The following is an 18,536-nucleotide window of genomic DNA, read 5'->3' on the forward strand; positions in this document are numbered from 1 at the left end:
ACAGATGACAATTTTTGCCCAGCCTGTCGAGGACGACTGCTGCGGGTACGGTCATCAACATGAGCATGCAGATGATGAAGTCGTTCAGCATGCCCAGTCTGCCAAACGAAGAAAACCTGGCAGCGAGGGGGCAATAGCACCGGCTGAAGCATCTGTCGCGCCGATTGCATTAGGCAGCGGGGCACTCGCTGCCCGAACGGCTACAGGTGTGATGACCCAGGTCTGGGGAGAATGGTCCCTGACCGGCGTATTGGGCGCGGCCCGGGGAATTCCGTATGTAGGCGCGATGATGTCTGCGCTTTACGTTCCTTCTGCGGGTGAGGGGAGTGACAAGGTTCCAGGTCGTGACGAATTCTGGTACGAGGACGAGCTGCGGCAGAAAGCCATCACCGGGGCAAAAGCGACAACCCGGGTGAGGTTCTTCTGGCGCCAGGATGAGCAGGGCAACATGCGGGTCTATGGCGTCCATACGGGTGAAGGTACCCCGTATGAAGGTGTCCGTACGGCAAACATGGTGTGGAATAGTGAGCATAATCAATATGAGTTCACTCCAGCCCACGGTGCCGATGGTCCGCTGATTACCTGGACGCCTGAGAAACCTGAAGGCAGTGACCTTCCCTCACATACCGGCAGCGACATTGAGCCAATAGACCAGGCTACAATACTCGTCACGCCAATTCCTGACGGCAAAGATGAATACACGATTCCTCCTTTCCCGGTGCCGGACGAACGCGATCTTAACGATTACATTCTGGTGTTCCCTGCGGACTCCGGGATTAAGCCGATTTATGTTTATCTGAAGGATGACCCAAGGACTCAGCCGGGAACAGCAAGTGGGACTGGTTCTCAAATTGAAAATGGGAAAAATTGGCTCGATTTATCAGTTACCAATAGTGGCGAGGGCGCTAAAATCCCAGCTCATATTGCTGATAAATTACGAGGAAGGAATTATACTTCTTTCAATGGGTTACGCGAAGACATATGGATAGAAATAAGCAATGACCCAGAGCTCATGGCTCAATTTGGAGAGGATAACCAAGAAAGAATTAGTGGCGGTTTAGCTCCATGGGTTCCTTCTGCTGGATATTATCATGGTCCAAATGAAGTTGTGAAAAAATTTCAGATACATCATGATAAAGCCATAGAAAATGGTGGCGGTGTATATGACATTGATAATTTAAGAATAGTTACGCCGCGATTGCATGATGAAATTCACTATAGAAGGTAAGATGATGTTAGAATTTAAAAACACAATTAACGATTATACTGAAGATGAATTCATCGAATTTCTGCATGAATTCAGACGAGCAACCAGGAAGGATAAATCTCTAAAAGGGAAAGAATTAGATACTTACTTAGATAAGCTCATGGACCATTTCATAGTTATTACTGAGCACCCTAAGCAAGGAGACCTAATAGCCTATCCTGAATCACCAGAAGCTAGGGAACCAAAGAATATTATTAAAATTGTGAAGGAGTGGAGGAAATCGCAAGGGCTTCCGCTTTTTAAAGATAGTTAAAAACCAATGCCAGAACTAAATGTAAATGTACGATAGGCAAATTAACCTAACATTTCCGCTTGCACATTATGAGGAATGCCAAGCTTATTATTATTGACATTAATTGTGTTAAAGATAGATTGGAAGGCTATACCAAAAATGAATTTATGAAAATCTTGAATGAATTCTATTCAGATTTAAGATCCACTCCTTCGCCTAAAGGGCTAGAGCTTGAAGAATATTTAGATACGATCTTGGATAAGATAATATCAGTAGTGGGAACAGTCAAAGCTGGTGATTTTATCTATCACCCAACAAAACCTGAAAATGATTCACCAGAAGGGGTTGTAGAAGAGATAATTAAATGGAGAAAGTCTCAAGGGCTTTCTTTATTCAAAGACTCATAGGACAAACAAAATCATGAACAGAAAATTAACATGGTTGCCGCACAGCAGCCTTAAGTTATAAATTAGCATGACAGTAATGTATATGAGGTTATTATGCCATTGCCAGTTAGATTACATCCATCTGAAATTCATCATGATAAATTGCAATCTATGAATGCAATTGCAGAAGAATTATCGAATCTCATAGATACTGGGTCCGACGAAAAATCTAGCAAAGTGAATGCATTGATAGAAAAATGGAATATCTCTGCTGTTTCTAAGTTTGAATTTAGCGATTTTCGTGACTACCACTCATGGATTTCCACAGAAAATTTTGTTAAGACGGCCCTTTATCAAGCTAAATATCAAGAGGACTTATCTTTCCGTGAGGCGAAACAAATAATAGAATTTATAAGTACAGCTGAAGGTAATGAGGCCTTACAAGGTTATGCTCTTAGTCTGATAGAATTGAATTTCTCAGAGCCACATGCCTCAGACCTATTCTACTATCCTGAAGACTGGTTCAAAAATGATTCAATGTCTGACGTCAATTTAACTAATGATGAGATTTTGGGTTATTTAATGAAAAAATCAGGCCGTTGGTTATCAGACGCACCCGAAATTGATTTGCCTTATCCATTACCAGCATAGAGTGTGGAAAAAAATCAATATGGACCGAAAATCACCTTCATTGTATGAAATTCTTACGGGCAACTTTACAGGGGATCTTCCCCTTGAAGTTGTAAACGAAGAAGACCAGGTCATTTTATCCGTACTGGATAACATCCAGCGAATTTTGAACGCCCGGGCCGGTACCGTATCCCATCTGCCAGATTATGGCTTACCCGATATGACCAAAATTCTGCAAGGCATGCCCGGGACAGCCCACGAGCTGATCGAAACGCTGGCCGGTGTCCTGCTCAAGTATGAACCCCGTTTGCAGTCCCTCAATGTAACTTTACTCGAACAGCAAGTGCCCGGGGAGTTGCGCTACGCCATCGATGCGGAACTGAGAGGTATCGGACTTGTACGGTATGGGACCGAGTTTATGCCAGAGGGTAAAGTGATGATCAGGCATTTGAAACAACAGCAGCATCTGGAAAACCATCAGTTTATCTAATCCATCAGTTTATCTAATCAACTTAGACCCTCATTCGATACGGATTTCACAATGTCCCACACAACCGAACGCCACCTTAAGACCGGAAACGATCCACGCACAATGCCTGATTATTCAGTGCTACGTGAAGAGCTCGCTAAACTATCCCATCCTGCCCGTCCGGATGTGAACTGGGGGAATGTTGAAAAACTGGCATTAAATCTTTTCGATACCAATGGTGTCGAGCTTCAGACGGCGGCGTGGTATACCCTGGCAAGGGCACAGCAGGCAGGTATACAGGGTTTCAATGAAGGTATGGCGATTCTGGATGCCCTGATACGCTATCAATGGTCAGCAATGTGGCCCGCTTCTGCACATGCCAGAATAGAAATACTCAGCAGCCTGAGTAAGCGTCTTCAACAGCTGTTCCGGACTTTATCCCTCCATAGGGCGGATTTACCAAGCCTGAACCAGGGAATAAGGCTTTTGAGCTCAACTGGTGAAGCCTTGCAACGGCTCGAACTGCACAGTGCAAGTGGTTTTGAGCCGCTTCGTCAGATGCTGCAAAACACAATTATCAGGCTGGAAAATAGTGATGTCACGTCAAGCCAGACGGATAGCAATCTAACAGACGTAGCACTACCGGTTAGGGCAGAAAGGCAGAATAGTCAGCGCTGGGTATATGTGGTGAATTCTGAACCAGCAGTTGAAGTTGAAGTAATCAGAAAATCAGCCTCAAGGGTCACTCCATTAGTGGCTTATTTCGGCGGTATTTTAACAGCTGCCGTACTGGGCATAGTCACCTATATTTTCACGCCAATAGTATTCAGCCACCCCGGAGAAGATGCGTTGAATAACTCTCTCGCAGCTTTACCGACCAGTATGCCTCTTCCGGCTGTCGATCAGCTACGCCAGGACGCTCCGGCGTGGCTTGAATCCAGTGATACCTACGCCAAACAATTAACTTCCCGCCTGAACGAACTGAGCACTCTTTCACCGTATTGGCCATTGCAATACGGTAATCAGTTGGTAGAACAAACTCGCCATCTTTACCCTAACGCCAAATTTACAGAGGAGCTGTCGGCGGACTGGCGGTCAAAGCTGCAAGCCAACAGTTTGCCCAATGCCACCATCTCAGGTTGGTACAGGGGAGTATCTGAGCTTCAGACGCTTCAGGACAGACTTAATCAACTCGATGAGAAGAAGGGCAAATACCTGACCGTTAGTGAGCTTAAAACGGCTGTGTTCTCTATATCAAAGTCCTTAAACGAAAGCGTGCCAGTTGAAGAATTAATCCGGCAACTGCAAAATTCACCGCAAGATCAACCGCTGTCCCGAGACCTGCTTAACCGGGCAGATCTACAGCTCAGGCAACTGAATAACTCCTACATACTTGTCACAACCGGGAGTAGGAGATAGGGGGTAGGTAAATTCATAACTTTAAGGTCAGGTATTACGATTTCGATTGTGCATTGGGATACTAAAGCTTCAGATTAAGCAAAGAGATAGACGATTTGACACCACCATATCAAACGCAGACCACCGAGGAACTGATTCATCTTTCTAGGTGCTTTCTGGTCCATATAGCATGGAAGAGAAACGGTCAAGTTCTGGTTTGGCATTAAAGAATCACATTTTGAGCATGAAGCGGTTAAAAGAGGCCATACGTATTAAACTATTCCTTAAATTGTTTTAGTCGTTTCTTGATCTGACTCTGTTATGGCACAGGGCTAAACTTAATTTGACAGGCAGCTCTGTGCCGGGAGCGGACATAGACGGCCCTCGACATATATATATGTTTTTGAGAAAAACTTAATACATTGCATAATTTTTTTTTGATTACATGCTTTATCCTTTCTTTGCTGCTTGACTATTTTTTAGTCAAAAAAATATAGACTATACATCTAAGCCCTCATTAAATAAGGAAATTTGAAATGCCCTTAAGCCACCAAGATATAAAAAATCAGCGTCTACCACGCCCAGTCGTTTTACTCGATATCTGCATCATTTCCCATATAAAATCTCGCACAAATTTAGAAAGTAAAGGAAAAGAGGTTATAAAACGTCTGGATGAGTTAAGCGAGATAGCTAAAAGCGGTAAGTATCGTTTTTCTCTGCTAATGGCCATTCTCGAAAAAGGGACTGATTATAGAAATATGCTAAATGCTAAAAAAATGATTGATATATTTAAGAGTGATTACTCTCAAATCGTCGAGTTCCTTGGTTCTAATAATCTAGTAGAATCTCCAGAGGCTCTGGAGAAGTTAATACCAATATTAATGGATGAGGACACTCCATTGGAGTTACGTGCAGAGTTATCTTTACCAGCATGTATTAAGCTTCTCGACTTCTTTAATCGTGAATTGAGAGTTTATCAGACCCCAGGGAGAAATGAACGTCTTAAATATGCTGAAAGAGTCGCTGAAAAGGCTGAATATTTGGGGCTGAATAAAGGGCATCCCACTATAGCTATATGTATTGCCTCTATTTATGGCTGTCAGGAAGCGCAAAATATTCTGAAAATTAAACCTGACGTTAACGATTTTAATGCCAGTAATGCTCAAGGTGATATTCAATCTTTTTACCGGGTGGCTAAGACTCGCTCTCATCTTGAAAGAATGATTCCAGGTGATAATCTAATATTCTTCACGGCAGATGCTGCGCTTGATGATATGCATACTTGGTTCAAAACAACGGCAATGGATGAATCAGAAGAGGGAACGTTAATGAAGACAACGATTGTGCCTGAAAAATTATTGCCCGCGTTGTATAAAAAAGGAGAATGTATAGACCAGAAGCAACTTGCGAGAATTTATGAGCTCATGGATTATAAGGTGTGAATGAGGATACTGAAATGGCACACTTGGTGGCGGAAAGCCTTGCGTTATAAGCTAGATAGCTTCATGCCTTATTGTGGGTGCATCCAATTTCGCCATGACCTGCTTCTTTTTTTATTGATTTAGAATAGTGCAACAGATTGGTTTGCAGCTTTGTGTAATCTGGGTATTCTCATCATGGATTGTTTGGCCTGGCTGGTAACTGGATTGCGATGAAATTATAATGAAATACTTCCGAATTCCGTTAAAAGTCAGAAAGTTTGCAAAAAATTAAACGTCAGCTCATCGCTCATAGCAGTCCCTTCGTGTTGTTTCGGCAACCAGGTGCCAGCAGCGGACCTCAAATCCCATTTACGCGATTAGCATAATGCGTTTGTGCAACAGACGGTGGCTGTATTACTTGTGTTTTCCGAGAAACTGATGGCAATATTTCCATCCATTATGTCTATCTATCGTTCATACGGACGTTTGAGATGCCATAAATGTAGCATTTTCTGAAATGAAATCAACCTCTGTCAGGGGCGCTCGAAATCCTTTTCTAAAACAATTCTTTGATTAATTAAGCAGGGTGAAGTATAAAGGGCTTAAGCACAACCATTCAAAAATAGTTACTTTTCTTCATCAATCCGGACAAAGTGATTTATGGGATAAAAGCGACAGTTACAGACTTTTGTTTTACTTCGAAACTTAAAGATCATTGGAATGGAGTGATTGAAGCGAATTAATTAATTTTGCTCGCGCCAGCGCTTTACACTCCATTTGATACACTTCACATCGTTTTAACGATAGCAATGGACGGTTAAGCTCAGATCTGGCATCATATTTTATCGATAACACAAGACTATCTGACCTATTGTATAAACGCATGTATAACTTTATTACTGCCAGGGATACATCAGGACTGAGAAACATTGCATTACTCTGCACAAACAATATGGATACTGATGTTGATGTTTAAACAAAGACTTACTATTATTTTATTCACTTTAATGGCTTATGTATTATTTAAATGTTTAAGCAATGCATCTGTTAGCATATATTTCTTTTTGAATATACAAGATCTAATTACCCACATCACCAGTCAGTATTTTTCCTATAACTCTATTTTCTCGTATGCCATAATTTTCATTACCATGGTGATTATGGGGTTAATGTATAATACCGGAATGAATAGAATGGGTCTGGGTGAAGCAGGTGCAAACGGATTTAGACTGGCCCTGATTGTTGTGTTGATACAAGCCCTTTCCTTCCTACTGCCAGAACAAAGTTTTACCACAAACTATTTAAACGTGTCTGCTATCGAATGTATTGGTAAAATTGTTATGGCATTGGTTATGGCTCCTGTAGCTGAAGAAATATTGTTCAGGGGTTTGATACCAGAAGCGTCACACTTCATTTTTGGTGAACGGTACGGTTTATGGGTAGGGGTTGTATTCTCAGCTGTGTTGTTTGCAATGTCACATACCCAGTATGATTTGCCAACTCAGGGTTCTTTCATTCTGCTTTCGTTAGTTTTAGGTTATGCCAGAATTAAAAGCGATGGTCTACTATTGCCCATTTTGCTTCATTCACTGGCAGGTGCAATTGCCATAACTGGCGGGTATATACAACTTACTTTGAACTGACACTTTGGCATGTTACTGAACCGGCATTCCTCTGGTGGAGCCGAAAACCGATGTGCCAGTTCGGGTTCAAACCATTAATTCATGATTTTCTGTTTTTCAAATCACTTATCAGTTCATCAACGATTTTTTCCGCTATATGCTCAACCGCCTCACTGCGTGACACACCTGAAAGTTCGGCAACTTTATCTATTTTTCTGAGAATTCTCATACGTAAAGACAACGAAACAGCCGTTTTTTTATCCTTATCCAGCACGACTTTCCCACCCGACTTACTGGTTTTCAGCTCGGCGTTTAAAGCGAGAGCTTCATTCATACGACGCAGCGTCTTCTTATCCAGTTGTCCCGGGATAACCAGCTGATATGTATGGTTAGCTTTACTGTATTTAATTTCAGCCGAGTAGGAATCCCTGAGTTCTTTGAGTGCCCGGGTGAGTGTTGGTTCAGAACATTCAAGGCGGTTAATAATATCGTGCGCAGCGACTGGCTTTCCTGAGCCGAGTAGGTTAGCAAGTGTAAATATTCGTGCCTGTCTGGTGTTTAGTTGCATGTTCAGTTAAAGCCTGCATTCAAAGTCAGTGGTTCAATTGGCTGAAAAATGAATGTTGAGCTCATCTTTCTGATTACCGTGTGGCTATTCAGTGCTTCCACAGGGTCCACATTTTGTATTCCCATAAAATTAATATTTTCCATCGCCTGACGATTACACCGGCAGGAAATAATGTATTCATCTTCCAGATACCCCGTGCGTTTACTTACCCGTTGGGTAAATCCTGAAATAATCACCGTATCGAAGGGTAACGCATTGAAGGCGATACCAGCCAGACGCATCAGGCATCCATGCACATGACGTGCATAATTTTCTCTCTGTGCCTTCTGGCCCATGGCTTTCTCTGTAATTTCGGTCCCCCGGGCATTCACGCTGTAAATTTTATCAGGCATATCTTCAATCTCGGGTAAATCAACATCAAGCATGACGACGGATTGCTCAGGTTTGACTTCAAATGCCACCAGCGTTTCACGCGGCCATTCGGTCTGTGACAGCACCTCGGACAGCACTGACTCAAACCAGGCGCTGTCACTCAAAAATTGTTGCTGTGCATTTACCTGGGATGCTTCCAGCTTTACTGCGTGTTCATTTGCCTCATGCTGCCAGTTGGCATATTGTTCTGCCCACGCGGCTCGTTGCTGTTGATATCGTTGCAACTGCAATGCATTTTCGCGCTCCGTGTCCGCCAGCTCTTGCTCCCAGCGCAAAAGATTTTCAGCATGACGAGCTGTCCGGGCTGATTCAGATTCAAATAACTTGCCCAGAAAACCTACCCCCTCGTTTTCCTCAGGTTGTGCAGGCATTACCTGGCTTTCCGGTTTAACCGGGCGAACCGGGGCCGGGACCTGAAACGGCTCCATACGATTTCGCAGATAGAGAGACTCCAGTTCGGTCAGTGTTGTGCCCATGGAGGGATCTGGCGTCAGTTCATGAATATTGGTTATCGCGTGTACGGCTGACATTAACGCCAGCACTTCCTCTTCGAGGGCGTGACGCAATGCCGGATCGGATTGGGTGCGCCCTCCGCTTCGTGAACGTGCGGAACGGTCCAGACGAGTACGATAACTGAGCCCCGTTCCCGGGACACCCAGGTTTGCATAGGTACCACGGCTCCCAACAGAAACAGACGCACCACGAGGCCCCACACTCAGGCTGGGGGAACCATTGCTCAAATTAACCCGGACCCCCGGAAGAATGCTGATAGATTTACGGAATCTGAATCCCATTATGACAACCTTATTTTTGCTGAGACATAGGCATCAGTCTGATACCGTCCGGATTTTTCTCGGATGTCAGACCATAAACCCGGGCGCGTTCCAGAATACCTGCGGCCCAGCGTCTGTGCGTTGCGGGTTCACACATTGCGCCCTGGGATTTAAAAACAGCCTGGGTCGAATTAAGAATACGCAGGGCGTCAGAATGCTCACCCGGGGAGACCATTAACGCCTGTTCAATAACATCAATCTGCCCTGGATGGATAGCAGTTTTGCCTACTAGGCCATGCGCCATATCCAGCGACAACTCACGTGCCATCACCGCGTGATCGTCAATATGCTCGCAGACCGGCGCCGTCAGTGCAAAATCACGCGGGGCAAAAACAGACACCAGCATTTTGATGACATACCCCATCGGGCTGTCGTACAGCGTGAGATTACGAGGGCGTCTGAGTGAAACGACATTCATCAGGTCATTACCGCCAATACGTAACGCTATAATTCGTTCGTGGCACGGATGGGACAGGAGCGTGGTTGCCAGTTCGCGCATCTGCACAACATCAAAAACCTCTTCCGTCTCAAGAGTCGGCATCAGGCACAAATGTGTATCGGCCATGATGCCCCACCATACTGGCAAAGAGGAGAGCGTAAATTTCGGCAATACAAAGCCGTCTATCGCACTAAGGTCAAGATTCTCAGCCAGCCATTGACCCATATCAGGATGGCGGGGGCGGATAAATACCAGCGGCCATTCATTATTGCCACTGTTAACTTTTGCGGCATTCAATTGCTGTAGTAATCGTTTAAGATTTTGCAGTGCCTGAGGTATGTCACCCTCGCTGACGGCATCTTCCAGACAGATAACCAGAGATCGCAGACCCGGGATTTTTCTGTGCAGGACAGCATCGGCAATATCCAGTCGGGTGGCAGGCATATAAAGTGTGGCCCCCAGATTCCAGGGCGAAAGACGTTTGTCCATCAGAGCACCTTTTTAATGATTGTGACGGCCCTGTACTGGCCGATAGCGTTACCCATCTCGGTCACCGGGATACCTTTATCCCGGGCCAGCCCAACCAGCAGTGCAACATCGGGATCATCCACCGAGCGGACGAAGACATGGTCAGGCACCCGGCGCAAAACGGCTCTGGTGGCTTCTGCAATCCCCGGCTTGATACGATTGATGCTGTCTACCGAATAATTATTTGCCAGGCTGGAAATAACGTTACGGCTTTGCTGCCATAACCCGGTGTTTTCCCCAGTATCCCAGACCAGCGCCGGTAATTCCTGACCATCAAGCTGTTCACGGAAACGCGCCACGGTTTCGACCAGCATCCGGCTGCATTCATAACCAGTGAGATGATCGCAAACGACACACCCGTGTAGCCCTTCATCGGTCCAGACTGAGCGGGAGATAAGCCCTGAGACGGGTGCGCCCATAATCCCAAAGGGGATAAGCCAGTCATCTGCGCTTGCGGCAAGCCATGAGCATCCACAGGGATCGGCCAGCACGACAAGGCGCGGTTGTTCAGGATACCCGTTCCGACCTTTCAGCGAACGGAGCAGCTCGCCGGTAATCGCGCCTTTACCGGTCCATCCATCGACAAAGACAATGCCCTGTGTACCGTGTCGGGCCTCAATCAATTCCAGTGCAGCAGTATCAATCCCCCTGTCACGGATGATACTTATCCCGTAATGAAAGGAATTCTTCCCCATGGCCCGGAGTGCCTGCTGTAACATCACTCCTAACGGCACACCGGCTCTGACCAGGCTAGCAAGAATAATGGGCTCATCACCAAATCGCTTAACAAGTTCCCGTGCAAGCTGCGATACCTCTTTTGCCAGCCGTGCCGCGCCCATATCAAGGGCGCGTGAAAACAGCTCAAGATGCCACTGCGTAGGAGCAGGCTCCTGACTCAGCATATCGGAGTAATGTTTTTTACCGGACTGGATCAGCTCTTCTTTCAGATCAACAGGCGTCATTTCCATGGTCACTGGCTGGAGTAAAAACTGCACATCGTCAGGCGAGTAGGAGCCTGAGAAGGTCGATAATTCAGGCTGCATTTATTTTTCTCCAAAAATACGGTGTGAAATGGCTTCGGCAAACTGGCTCTGACGAGGCAGACCATACCAGCTACATAGCTTCATGAACCGGTGGTCGCTCAGGCTGTCGCCGAGGCCAATCACCGGGAAAACGCCGTGTTCAGTTCGGAGTTTTTCAAGGAGCCAGGTCACGGCCAGGCCTTTTTCAACCGGATGAGGTAACCAGGCAACATTGTTACTGTTGCGGTGGATATAAAAACCATCGGTTGGGAACAACTGTTCTATTTCGTCTGCAATTGCATTGAGTTCATCAAGGCGGGTGCTGTCGCGATGTTTCATCACCAGATAAATCGGTACGCCGTCATACTCATAATTCAGTCGCGCCCACGCATTAATCCCTCTGGCCTCCATCAGTTCAGTGATTTGTCTTTGCATTCCCGTCAGCCTTTCGTCATACGGGGCAAGACTATGAAGCATATGGGCTTTCCATTCTTCATCCGGTTGCCCCTGAGGAGTAAGGATGACCGCACCGTGAGTGGTGATGGCCCAGGAGCTAAAGGGAATTTGCACACGACTGATTTCTTCCGTACCACGGGCCGTCACCGGGATCAGTTCAGCCTGTTCCAGTAGCCAGTCAACCAGCATAGACTGTTCTTCCGTCATGTAACTGCGGGGGGTAAGGCTGCGGTCCAGCGCACCGGTCCGGAAGGGCTCAAGCGCCAGTTCATCCACCATTTTACGACGGGTCTGGAAAAGCGTGTCATCGAGATCGCTCAATACAACAGGTTTATTCATAGGTCACAATCTCCACAACAGGGGCAACATCGGACAGCGCGGTTAACAGATGCTGATCCACACTTTCAGCTGGCGTCTCGGTACACAGCAAGATACGGTCAAACTGCTGATGAGCAACGTTATAAACAAAGTTAGGGATACCCAGTCCATAGTTATCGGTGAAGGCAATGGCCGACTGGATAGCGAAGCCGGTTGCGATAGGTGAGCGGGTCGTGGAACTGTAGTGAACCGTTGCTCCCTGCGTTTCAAGACGCTCGGATAACAGGAAGGGCTCCCAGACAAACTCTCCAGTGCCCAGAACCAGAATACGTTCTCCCGAAGACGCCACAATATGGCGACCTAAATCCCTGGCAGGGACCGTCATGCCGAGTCTGCCCCAGGACTGCTTGCCCGTCACCGGGACTGCACCACGCGAGGTGACATTGACAAAGGGCATAACAGGAACAGGTGCATCCGGGATCGGGGTCCATTGCCACTGACCACTGACCAGTGAAACGGGGGTCACAGGGAGGGGGCAGCGTTTTGTGAGGGCTTCACCACTCCAGTCAGTGAGTGTCACGGTGACCACCTGCTCAAGGTTTGCCAGGCGCTGAGTACTCCGCAACGCAGCCAGTAAATTGATAAAGGTATTCCCTGTGGTGGCTTCATCATCGATCAGGACAATTGTACGAGCTTCGCAAACACGACGGCGCATTTCCGGCTCATCTGGTAAGTAAATCAGATGATCTGTTGCATGGCTGTGCTCTTCTTTAAATTCGCACAACAGCTCACCATCGACAGGATGACGAGTGGACGTCAGGTAGACAGACTCACTGAACCGGTGACGGAGTTCATCAAAGACACCCGCCCCCAGGCCCACGGCAGTTTCAGCCATACCGATAACGAGAACGGGCCCCGCCATACATTCAGGGATCTGCTCAGCTAACTGGCGATACACCTGGCGCATGACTGAGGGGGACACCGGAATATGACGGCCAAGCACTTTGCTGACAAAGAGAAAAGCGCGTTTGGGATTGCGTCGTTCTGCAATATCAAACAGGTCGTCTAACAAAAAATTCTGCTGCCTGCCTGTGACCTGAATCGTGCCGCAGGAAAGCGTACGGCGATATACAGTCTCATCATTCACTAAAGCCATATTCAATCCTTCAGTTCAGTCGGTTAGTCAGGTGAGTGGGGTACGCGATAACATCAGTTACGGATCGCACAGTGGCCGCAGCGAAATCGCGCTTTGCCATCTCAATAACGTCACTTTTCGACATCAGGCCCAGCTTATGGAAGGCAAACAACCCCGGTAAATTAACCCCACTGTGTTGGGTATAACCAATGCCGCCAGACGGCCGCATATTAGTTTCCAGCAGAACGGGGTTGCCAGTGACGTTATTGCGGGTTTGTACATTGACCAGCCCATCAGCCTTCATCCCACTTGCACAGGCGCAGGCAAGTTCAAATGCTTCACCGCTATTTTCAAGATACTGAAGGGGGCCTTCTTTACGACGGGCAACCGCTGCGAGCACTTCGCCTTTGTCCGCCAGGATATCAACAGAATATTCAGGGCCAGGAAGATAAGGCATTAAAACCAGGGGCGTAAACGTCTCTGTACCGGACAGTGCCGCCAGGTACTGGCGTGGGTGAACAACACGGTTTGCCGGATGGTTAAAAATGTCCATTGACGATGCCGTGTCATCAAAGCGCCAGAAACCCATGCCATAAATACCGGTAACGGGTTTTACGCAGAGCTGCTGGCCTTCAAAAGGGGAATGACTGAGATGATGCTGCAATTCTTCAATGGAATTGATCCGCAGAGATGGCACCACAGGGAGGCGATTTTCTTCCATTACTTCAGCAAAAGTTACTTTGTCATCTGCCATTTCCAGCCATTCTGGTCCGGATGCACCGGTAGTCAGTGATGTACCTGAAGCCTCGATGTCCACACGGTGGTTTCCAAACCACTGACCATGACGTCCGGCATGAAGGGCATTAATACCGCACTGTGCAATCGTGGAAAGGATAAAGGGCAGGCGCTGTTCGGCATCATTAGGCTCTGTCAGTGAAAAGTCTGCGACAGAAAGAATTTCGTTACGTTCATTACGGTGTGAGGCGTAAACCGTCAGGTCAGTCTGCATTTTTGCTGCGAAAGACTTTATTCCCTGGATGATGTCTCTTTGAGACGATAATCCTTCCATTAGCCAAATTTTATTATTCATATTTTCAAATTAACCTGCGGTGAAGAATCTTTTTGGAGAGTGTAATGAGTCTAAAAAGGTCCGCCAAACATGTCAATCATATTATGATTTCTTAAAGCATCCAGAAATGCATAGAGAGACACAGTAATGCAATCCTTGTTTATTCAAAAATTTCAATATCATAACAAAGTTATATTATTTTAAATCCGACCAAGGAAGATAAAAAGTCACAAATCTTTTCCAAAATTGGCTTGCGAGTGAACTACATCATGATATGATTTTCTTCGCAGTCAAAATTTCTTTATTTCTCCTTGTTTCAGTCAATACCATTTTAAGGAAATGAATATGGTTTCATTAAGCAAGAATCAGACGGTATCACTCAGCAAACAATCCACCGCGCTCAGCCAGCTTCAGTTTGGCCTCGGGTGGGACCCCATCAAGAAAAAAGGGTTATTTGGCGGGATGTTCGGTGGCAGCGACTCTATTGATCTGGATGCCGGTTGCGTCTTAATGGACAGCACCGGTAAAACTATTGATACCGTCTGGTTCCGCAAACTGAAATCAACGTGCGGCTCTGTGGTTCACAGCGGTGATAATCTCACAGGCGAAGGTGACGGCGATGATGAGGTTATCAATGTCTACCTCAGCAAACTCTCCCCAAATGTTGAATATCTGGCCTTCACCGTAAACAGTTTCCGTGGACAGTCTTTCAATGATGTCGCTAATGCCTTCTGCCGCGTTGTTGACCAGTCGAATAAAGAACTGGCTCGCTACCAGTTGACCGAGCAGGGCCCTCATACCGGTATCGTTATCGCATCACTGCATCGCAATAACGGTAACTGGGACTTTACTGCTCATGGTCATGCATGCCGCGGTCGTACTATTGACGACATGCATGCTGACATCGTGGCTACGGTGGTCCGCTAATGAACCTGACGCCGGGGGGTAATGCCCCCGTTCCTTCAGAGGAGCTTCGCGTCCGTATTCTCTCCGGGGGACCTGTCGATGCATCCGCTTTTCGTTTGTTTGCAAACGGGAAAGTGCAGGGTGATGCCGATATGGTCTTTTATGGTCAGCCCCGAAATGACGACGGAACCATCAGTCTGGTCAGTGAAGGACATAACACCACCTTTACCGTTTCGCTTAATCGCCTGAAAGCAGATGTACAGAAAGTCGCTTTTACTGTCACCTGTGACGGGGGGCAGGTCGTCGCTGGTCTGCGCAATCTGTCCATACAGGTGGAAAAGGGCAATGACGTTCTGATTGCCGGACCAGTAGAACTGACCGGACGCCAGGAAGCCGCTTTGATTCTGGGAGAGTTTTATCGCCGCAATAATGACTGGAAGTTTCGTTTTGTCGCCCAGGGATTTAACGGCGGTCTTAAACCACTGGCAGAACACTTTGGCGTCGATATTGCTGACACCCCAGCTCCGGTGTCCACCCCACCGGTCGCGACTCCGCCTCCTGCTCCCGCTGCCAGTAAAATCAGTCTGAGCAAGGTCTCTCTAACCAAAGAGAAACCGGCTATCAGTCTTGCCAAGCGCGACAACTTCGGGGAAATTCGCATCAACCTGAACTGGAATCGTACTAACAGCTCATCCGGGCTGCGTAGCATGTTTGGCTCCAAAGGTGTGGATCTGGATTTAGGGGCATTTGTTGAACTCCAGGACGGATACAAATCGGTCATCCAGGCATTGGGTAACGCCTTTGGTAATTATCATCATGAACCTTACGTTCAACTCCAGGGTGATGACCGGACCGGCGCAGTTTCAGAAGGTGAGTGGCTGCATATTAACGGTAAAGAATGGAAAAACATCCGTCAGGTGCTGATCTATGCCTTTATCTACGAAGGTGCAGCCAGCTGGGATAAAACAGATGGCGTGGTCACACTCCATGTACCGGAACAACCACCGATTGAAACCCGTCTGACTGAGGGGGAAAACAAACGCACATTGTGTGCGATTGCCCGTCTCGTTAACGAAAATGGTTCCATTAAAGTCGAGCGAATTAACCAGTACTTCAAAGGGCAGTCCGAGATGGACCGTGCATTTGGCTGGGGCTTTCGCTGGAGTGCGGGTTCTAAATAACACAGCAACCAAGGATTCAAAAATGAGCTTTCTCAACAAAGTAAAAGGTGCTCTTAATTCAGGCCGTGAAGAGCTGACCCGCCAGGTGGGTCGTTTTAAAAATAAGAAATTCATGCAGGGTACCGTCGCGGTATGCGCACGTATTGCGGTTTCAAGCGATGGCGTGAGTGCAGAAGAAAAACAGAAAATGATTGGTTTTCTTCGTTCCTCAGAAGAGCTGAAAGTTTTCGATACCACTGAGGTTATCGAATTCTTCAACAAACTGGTGACCAGTTTCGATTTCGATATGGAAATCGGGAAGGGCGAAACCATGAAACATATCCTTGCACTCAAAGATCAGCCTGAAGCAGCACAGCTGGCTTTGCGAGTGGGTATTGCTGTCGCCAAAAGTGACGGTAATTTCGATAAGGATGAACAGCAGGCAGTCCGTGAGATTGCGACTGCGCTGGGTTTTGATCCAGCTGAATTTGGTCTTTGAGTCCAGACCTTTAAGAGGTAGTTATGGTTTCAACACACATCGGTTTTCCGGCTGAAACGGTCATTGTTTTCATTGTACTGTCAGTCGGGGCCATCTTCATTGACTTGTTTATGCACCGTGACGACAAGCCAATCTCGTTGAAAAGTGCCGCCCTTTGGTCCCTTTTCTGGGTCGTCGTGGCGATGGCTTTTGCCGGATTCCTCTATATTCATCACGGTGCTGAAGTTGCAAGTCTGTTTGTTACCGGTTACGCGCTGGAGAAAGTCCTCTCCGTTGATAACCTGTTCGTGATGATGGCTATTTTCTCGTGGTTTTCAGTGCCGGACCGTTATCGGCACCGGGTGCTTTACTGGGGCATTATCGGGGCCATCGTATTCCGAGGCATCTTTGTTGCTATTGGTACCAGCCTCCTGAGTCTTGGACCGTATGTTGAAGTCGTCTTCGCGATCATTGTGGCCTGGACTGCTGTCATGATGCTCAAAAGTGGCGACGATGAAGATGAAGTTGAGGATTATTCCCAGCACCTTGCCTACCGTATGGTGAAACGCTTCTTCCCAATCTGGCCGAAACTGAAAGGGCATGCATTCCTGCTCTCGCAGAAAGAAGTTGATGCAGAACTGGCGAAACCAGAAAACAAAGACGTGACCATCGGTCGTGGTAAGAAAGCCGCGATGTACGCCACGCCACTGTTTTTGTGTGTCGCGGTTGTTGAGCTTTCAGATGTCATGTTTGCCTTTGACTCCGTCCCGGCCATTATTGCCGTCAGCCGTGAGCCATTGATTGTCTACAGTGCCATGATGTTTGCCATCCTCGGCCTGCGTACCCTTTATTTTGTTCTCGAAGCGCTGAAGCAATATCTGGTCCATCTTGAGAAAGCGGTCATCGTGCTGTTGTTCTTTATCGCTGTAAAACTGGGGCTGAATGCAACAGATCACATCTGGCACCATGGTTACAGTATCGCAGCCACCACAAGTCTGTATGTTGTCCTTGGCGTCCTGGCTGTGGGTATTGTTTTGAGCATTATGTTCCCTGGCAAACCAGAAGTTGAGAAAAAGGAGAGTTAATCTCCTGATATAATTAGATAAATTTAATTAAACGTAAGAGGTTAATGTATGAGTGTTTCTCTTTCCAAAGGCGGAAACGTATCCCTGAGTAAAGCAGCACCTACAATGAAAAATGTCCTGGTCGGCCTTGGCTGGGATGCGCGTTCGACCGATGGTCAGGACTTTGACCTGGATGCTTCCGCTTTCCTTCTGTCACAGAATGGTAAAGTACGCGGTGACGCTGATTTTATTTTCTACAACAACCTGAAATCGACCGATGGTTCAGTGACGCATACCGGTGATAATCGCACCGGTGAAGGTGACGGTGATGATGAATCACTGAAAATTAAACTGGATATGATCCCGGCTGATGTCGATAAAATTGTCTTCGTGGTCACGATCCACGATGCACAGACTCGCCGCCAGAGCTTCGGACAGGTTGCCGGGGCATTCATTCGCCTGGTGAACGATGATAACCAGACTGAAGTGGCTCGCTACGATCTGTCAGAAGACGCGTCGACCGAAACCGCAATGTTATTTGGTGAACTGTACCGTAACGCGGGTGAGTGGAAATTCCGTGCGGTAGGCCAGGGCTATGCGGGTGGCCTGTCTTCCGTTTGTGCTCAGTACGGCATTAATGCGTCCTGAGAAAAGTAACTTTTTACATAGATGGGCCAGTAATCTGGCCCAAACTAAAATGATG

At 47.0% G+C, this 18,536-nt stretch carries 19 protein-coding genes and 1 pseudogene; 13 read left to right on the plus strand and 7 right to left on the minus strand.

The annotated features are described in order from the left end of the window. Nucleotides 1-385: 385 nt before the first annotated feature. The 8 genes and pseudogenes from EXW94_RS28390 to EXW94_RS25400 all read left to right on the plus strand — a co-directional run. Nucleotides 386-1,228 (plus strand): annotated as a pseudogene (locus tag EXW94_RS28390) (S-type pyocin domain-containing protein); the annotation flags it as partial. A 4-nt stretch (nt 1,229-1,232) separates the two neighbouring features. Then, the gene (locus tag EXW94_RS25370) at nt 1,233-1,520 is read left to right on the plus strand and encodes a bacteriocin immunity protein (protein WP_103771521.1); all 288 of its coding nucleotides are present in this window, start codon (nt 1,233-1,235) and stop codon (nt 1,518-1,520) included. A 68-nt stretch (nt 1,521-1,588) separates the two neighbouring features. After that, complete coding sequence (locus EXW94_RS25375) at nt 1,589-1,906, plus strand: bacteriocin immunity protein (RefSeq protein WP_302480553.1); 318 nt, start codon at nt 1,589-1,591, stop codon at nt 1,904-1,906. A 93-nt stretch (nt 1,907-1,999) separates the two neighbouring features. Then, entirely contained in the window at nt 2,000-2,536 is a 537-nt protein-coding gene (locus EXW94_RS25380; protein WP_174341373.1) for a hypothetical protein, read from the plus strand. A gap of 19 nt (nt 2,537-2,555) precedes the next feature. Next, the gene (gene tssE / locus EXW94_RS25385; protein WP_174341374.1) at nt 2,556-3,005 is read left to right on the plus strand and encodes a type VI secretion system baseplate subunit TssE; all 450 of its coding nucleotides are present in this window, start codon (nt 2,556-2,558) and stop codon (nt 3,003-3,005) included. Nucleotides 3,006-3,056: 51 nt separating this feature from the next. After that, the gene (locus tag EXW94_RS25390) at nt 3,057-4,403 is read left to right on the plus strand and encodes a VasL domain-containing protein (protein ID WP_174341375.1); all 1,347 of its coding nucleotides are present in this window, start codon (nt 3,057-3,059) and stop codon (nt 4,401-4,403) included. 515 nt (nt 4,404-4,918) lie between these two features. After that, nucleotides 4,919-5,824 (plus strand): hypothetical protein, encoded by a 906-nt coding sequence (locus EXW94_RS25395; protein WP_174341376.1) that lies wholly within the window; start codon nt 4,919-4,921, stop codon nt 5,822-5,824. 941 nt (nt 5,825-6,765) lie between these two features. Then, the gene (locus EXW94_RS25400; protein ID WP_174341377.1) at nt 6,766-7,446 is read left to right on the plus strand and encodes a CPBP family intramembrane glutamic endopeptidase; all 681 of its coding nucleotides are present in this window, start codon (nt 6,766-6,768) and stop codon (nt 7,444-7,446) included. A 79-nt stretch (nt 7,447-7,525) separates the two neighbouring features. On the opposite strand, the gene EXW94_RS25405 is transcribed toward EXW94_RS25400, so the two are convergent. From EXW94_RS25405 to EXW94_RS25435, 7 genes are read right to left on the minus strand one after another with little or no spacing between them, the layout of a single operon-like run. Further along, nucleotides 7,526-7,993: a tellurium resistance protein TerW gene (locus EXW94_RS25405; protein WP_174341378.1), complete on the minus strand. Its 468-nt coding sequence runs from the start codon at nt 7,991-7,993 to the stop codon at nt 7,526-7,528. 2 nt (nt 7,994-7,995) lie between these two features. After that, the gene (locus EXW94_RS25410) at nt 7,996-9,219 is read right to left on the minus strand and encodes a DUF4236 domain-containing protein (protein WP_174341379.1); all 1,224 of its coding nucleotides are present in this window, start codon (nt 9,217-9,219) and stop codon (nt 7,996-7,998) included. A gap of 10 nt (nt 9,220-9,229) precedes the next feature. After that, nucleotides 9,230-10,186, minus strand: a complete 957-nt coding sequence (locus EXW94_RS25415) for an HpcH/HpaI aldolase/citrate lyase family protein (RefSeq protein WP_174341380.1) — start codon at nt 10,184-10,186, stop codon at nt 9,230-9,232. Next, nucleotides 10,186-11,268 (minus strand): cysteine protease StiP family protein, encoded by a 1,083-nt coding sequence (locus EXW94_RS25420; protein WP_174341381.1) that lies wholly within the window; start codon nt 11,266-11,268, stop codon nt 10,186-10,188. Before EXW94_RS25420 ends, EXW94_RS25415 begins: the two co-directional genes overlap by 1 nt. Next, on the minus strand, nt 11,269-12,042 hold the full coding sequence (locus tag EXW94_RS25425) for a hypothetical protein (RefSeq protein ID WP_174341382.1): 774 nt from the start codon (nt 12,040-12,042) through the stop codon (nt 11,269-11,271). It lies immediately after the preceding gene. After that, complete coding sequence (locus EXW94_RS25430) at nt 12,035-13,177, minus strand: phosphoribosyltransferase domain-containing protein (RefSeq protein WP_174341383.1); 1,143 nt, start codon at nt 13,175-13,177, stop codon at nt 12,035-12,037. Before EXW94_RS25430 ends, EXW94_RS25425 begins: the two co-directional genes overlap by 8 nt. A 10-nt stretch (nt 13,178-13,187) precedes the next feature. Continuing rightward, nucleotides 13,188-14,246 carry an ATP-grasp domain-containing protein gene (locus EXW94_RS25435; RefSeq protein WP_174341384.1) on the minus strand — a complete coding sequence of 353 codons (1,059 nt, stop codon included), beginning with the start codon at nt 14,244-14,246 and terminating at the stop codon, nt 13,188-13,190. Between the two features lie 324 nt (nt 14,247-14,570). Here EXW94_RS25435 and EXW94_RS25440 point away from each other — a divergent pair, with 324 nt between their 5' ends. Genes EXW94_RS25440 through EXW94_RS25460 form a run of 5 tightly spaced genes read left to right on the plus strand, consistent with a single transcriptional unit; the run spans nt 14,571 to nt 18,481 of the window. Further along, nucleotides 14,571-15,152, plus strand: a complete 582-nt coding sequence (locus tag EXW94_RS25440) for a TerD family protein (RefSeq protein ID WP_174341385.1) — start codon at nt 14,571-14,573, stop codon at nt 15,150-15,152. Next, the gene (locus EXW94_RS25445) at nt 15,152-16,312 is read left to right on the plus strand and encodes a TerD family protein (RefSeq protein ID WP_174341386.1); all 1,161 of its coding nucleotides are present in this window, start codon (nt 15,152-15,154) and stop codon (nt 16,310-16,312) included. Before EXW94_RS25440 ends, EXW94_RS25445 begins: the two co-directional genes overlap by 1 nt. Nucleotides 16,313-16,334: 22 nt before the next feature. Continuing rightward, a complete protein-coding gene (locus tag EXW94_RS25450; RefSeq protein WP_174341387.1) occupies nt 16,335-16,790 on the plus strand; it encodes a tellurite resistance TerB family protein in 456 nt (151 codons plus the stop codon). A gap of 23 nt (nt 16,791-16,813) precedes the next feature. After that, a complete protein-coding gene (gene terC, locus EXW94_RS25455; RefSeq protein WP_174341388.1) occupies nt 16,814-17,854 on the plus strand; it encodes a tellurium resistance membrane protein TerC in 1,041 nt (346 codons plus the stop codon). A 48-nt stretch (nt 17,855-17,902) separates the two neighbouring features. Continuing rightward, the gene (locus EXW94_RS25460; RefSeq protein WP_174341389.1) at nt 17,903-18,481 is read left to right on the plus strand and encodes a TerD family protein; all 579 of its coding nucleotides are present in this window, start codon (nt 17,903-17,905) and stop codon (nt 18,479-18,481) included. The last annotated feature ends 55 nt before the right edge of the window (nt 18,482-18,536 follow it).

Origin of the sequence: Enterobacter sp. JMULE2, from assembly GCF_013337145.1 — a bacterium.
GTDB classification, from domain to species: Bacteria; Pseudomonadota; Gammaproteobacteria; order Enterobacterales; family Enterobacteriaceae; genus Enterobacter; species Enterobacter mori.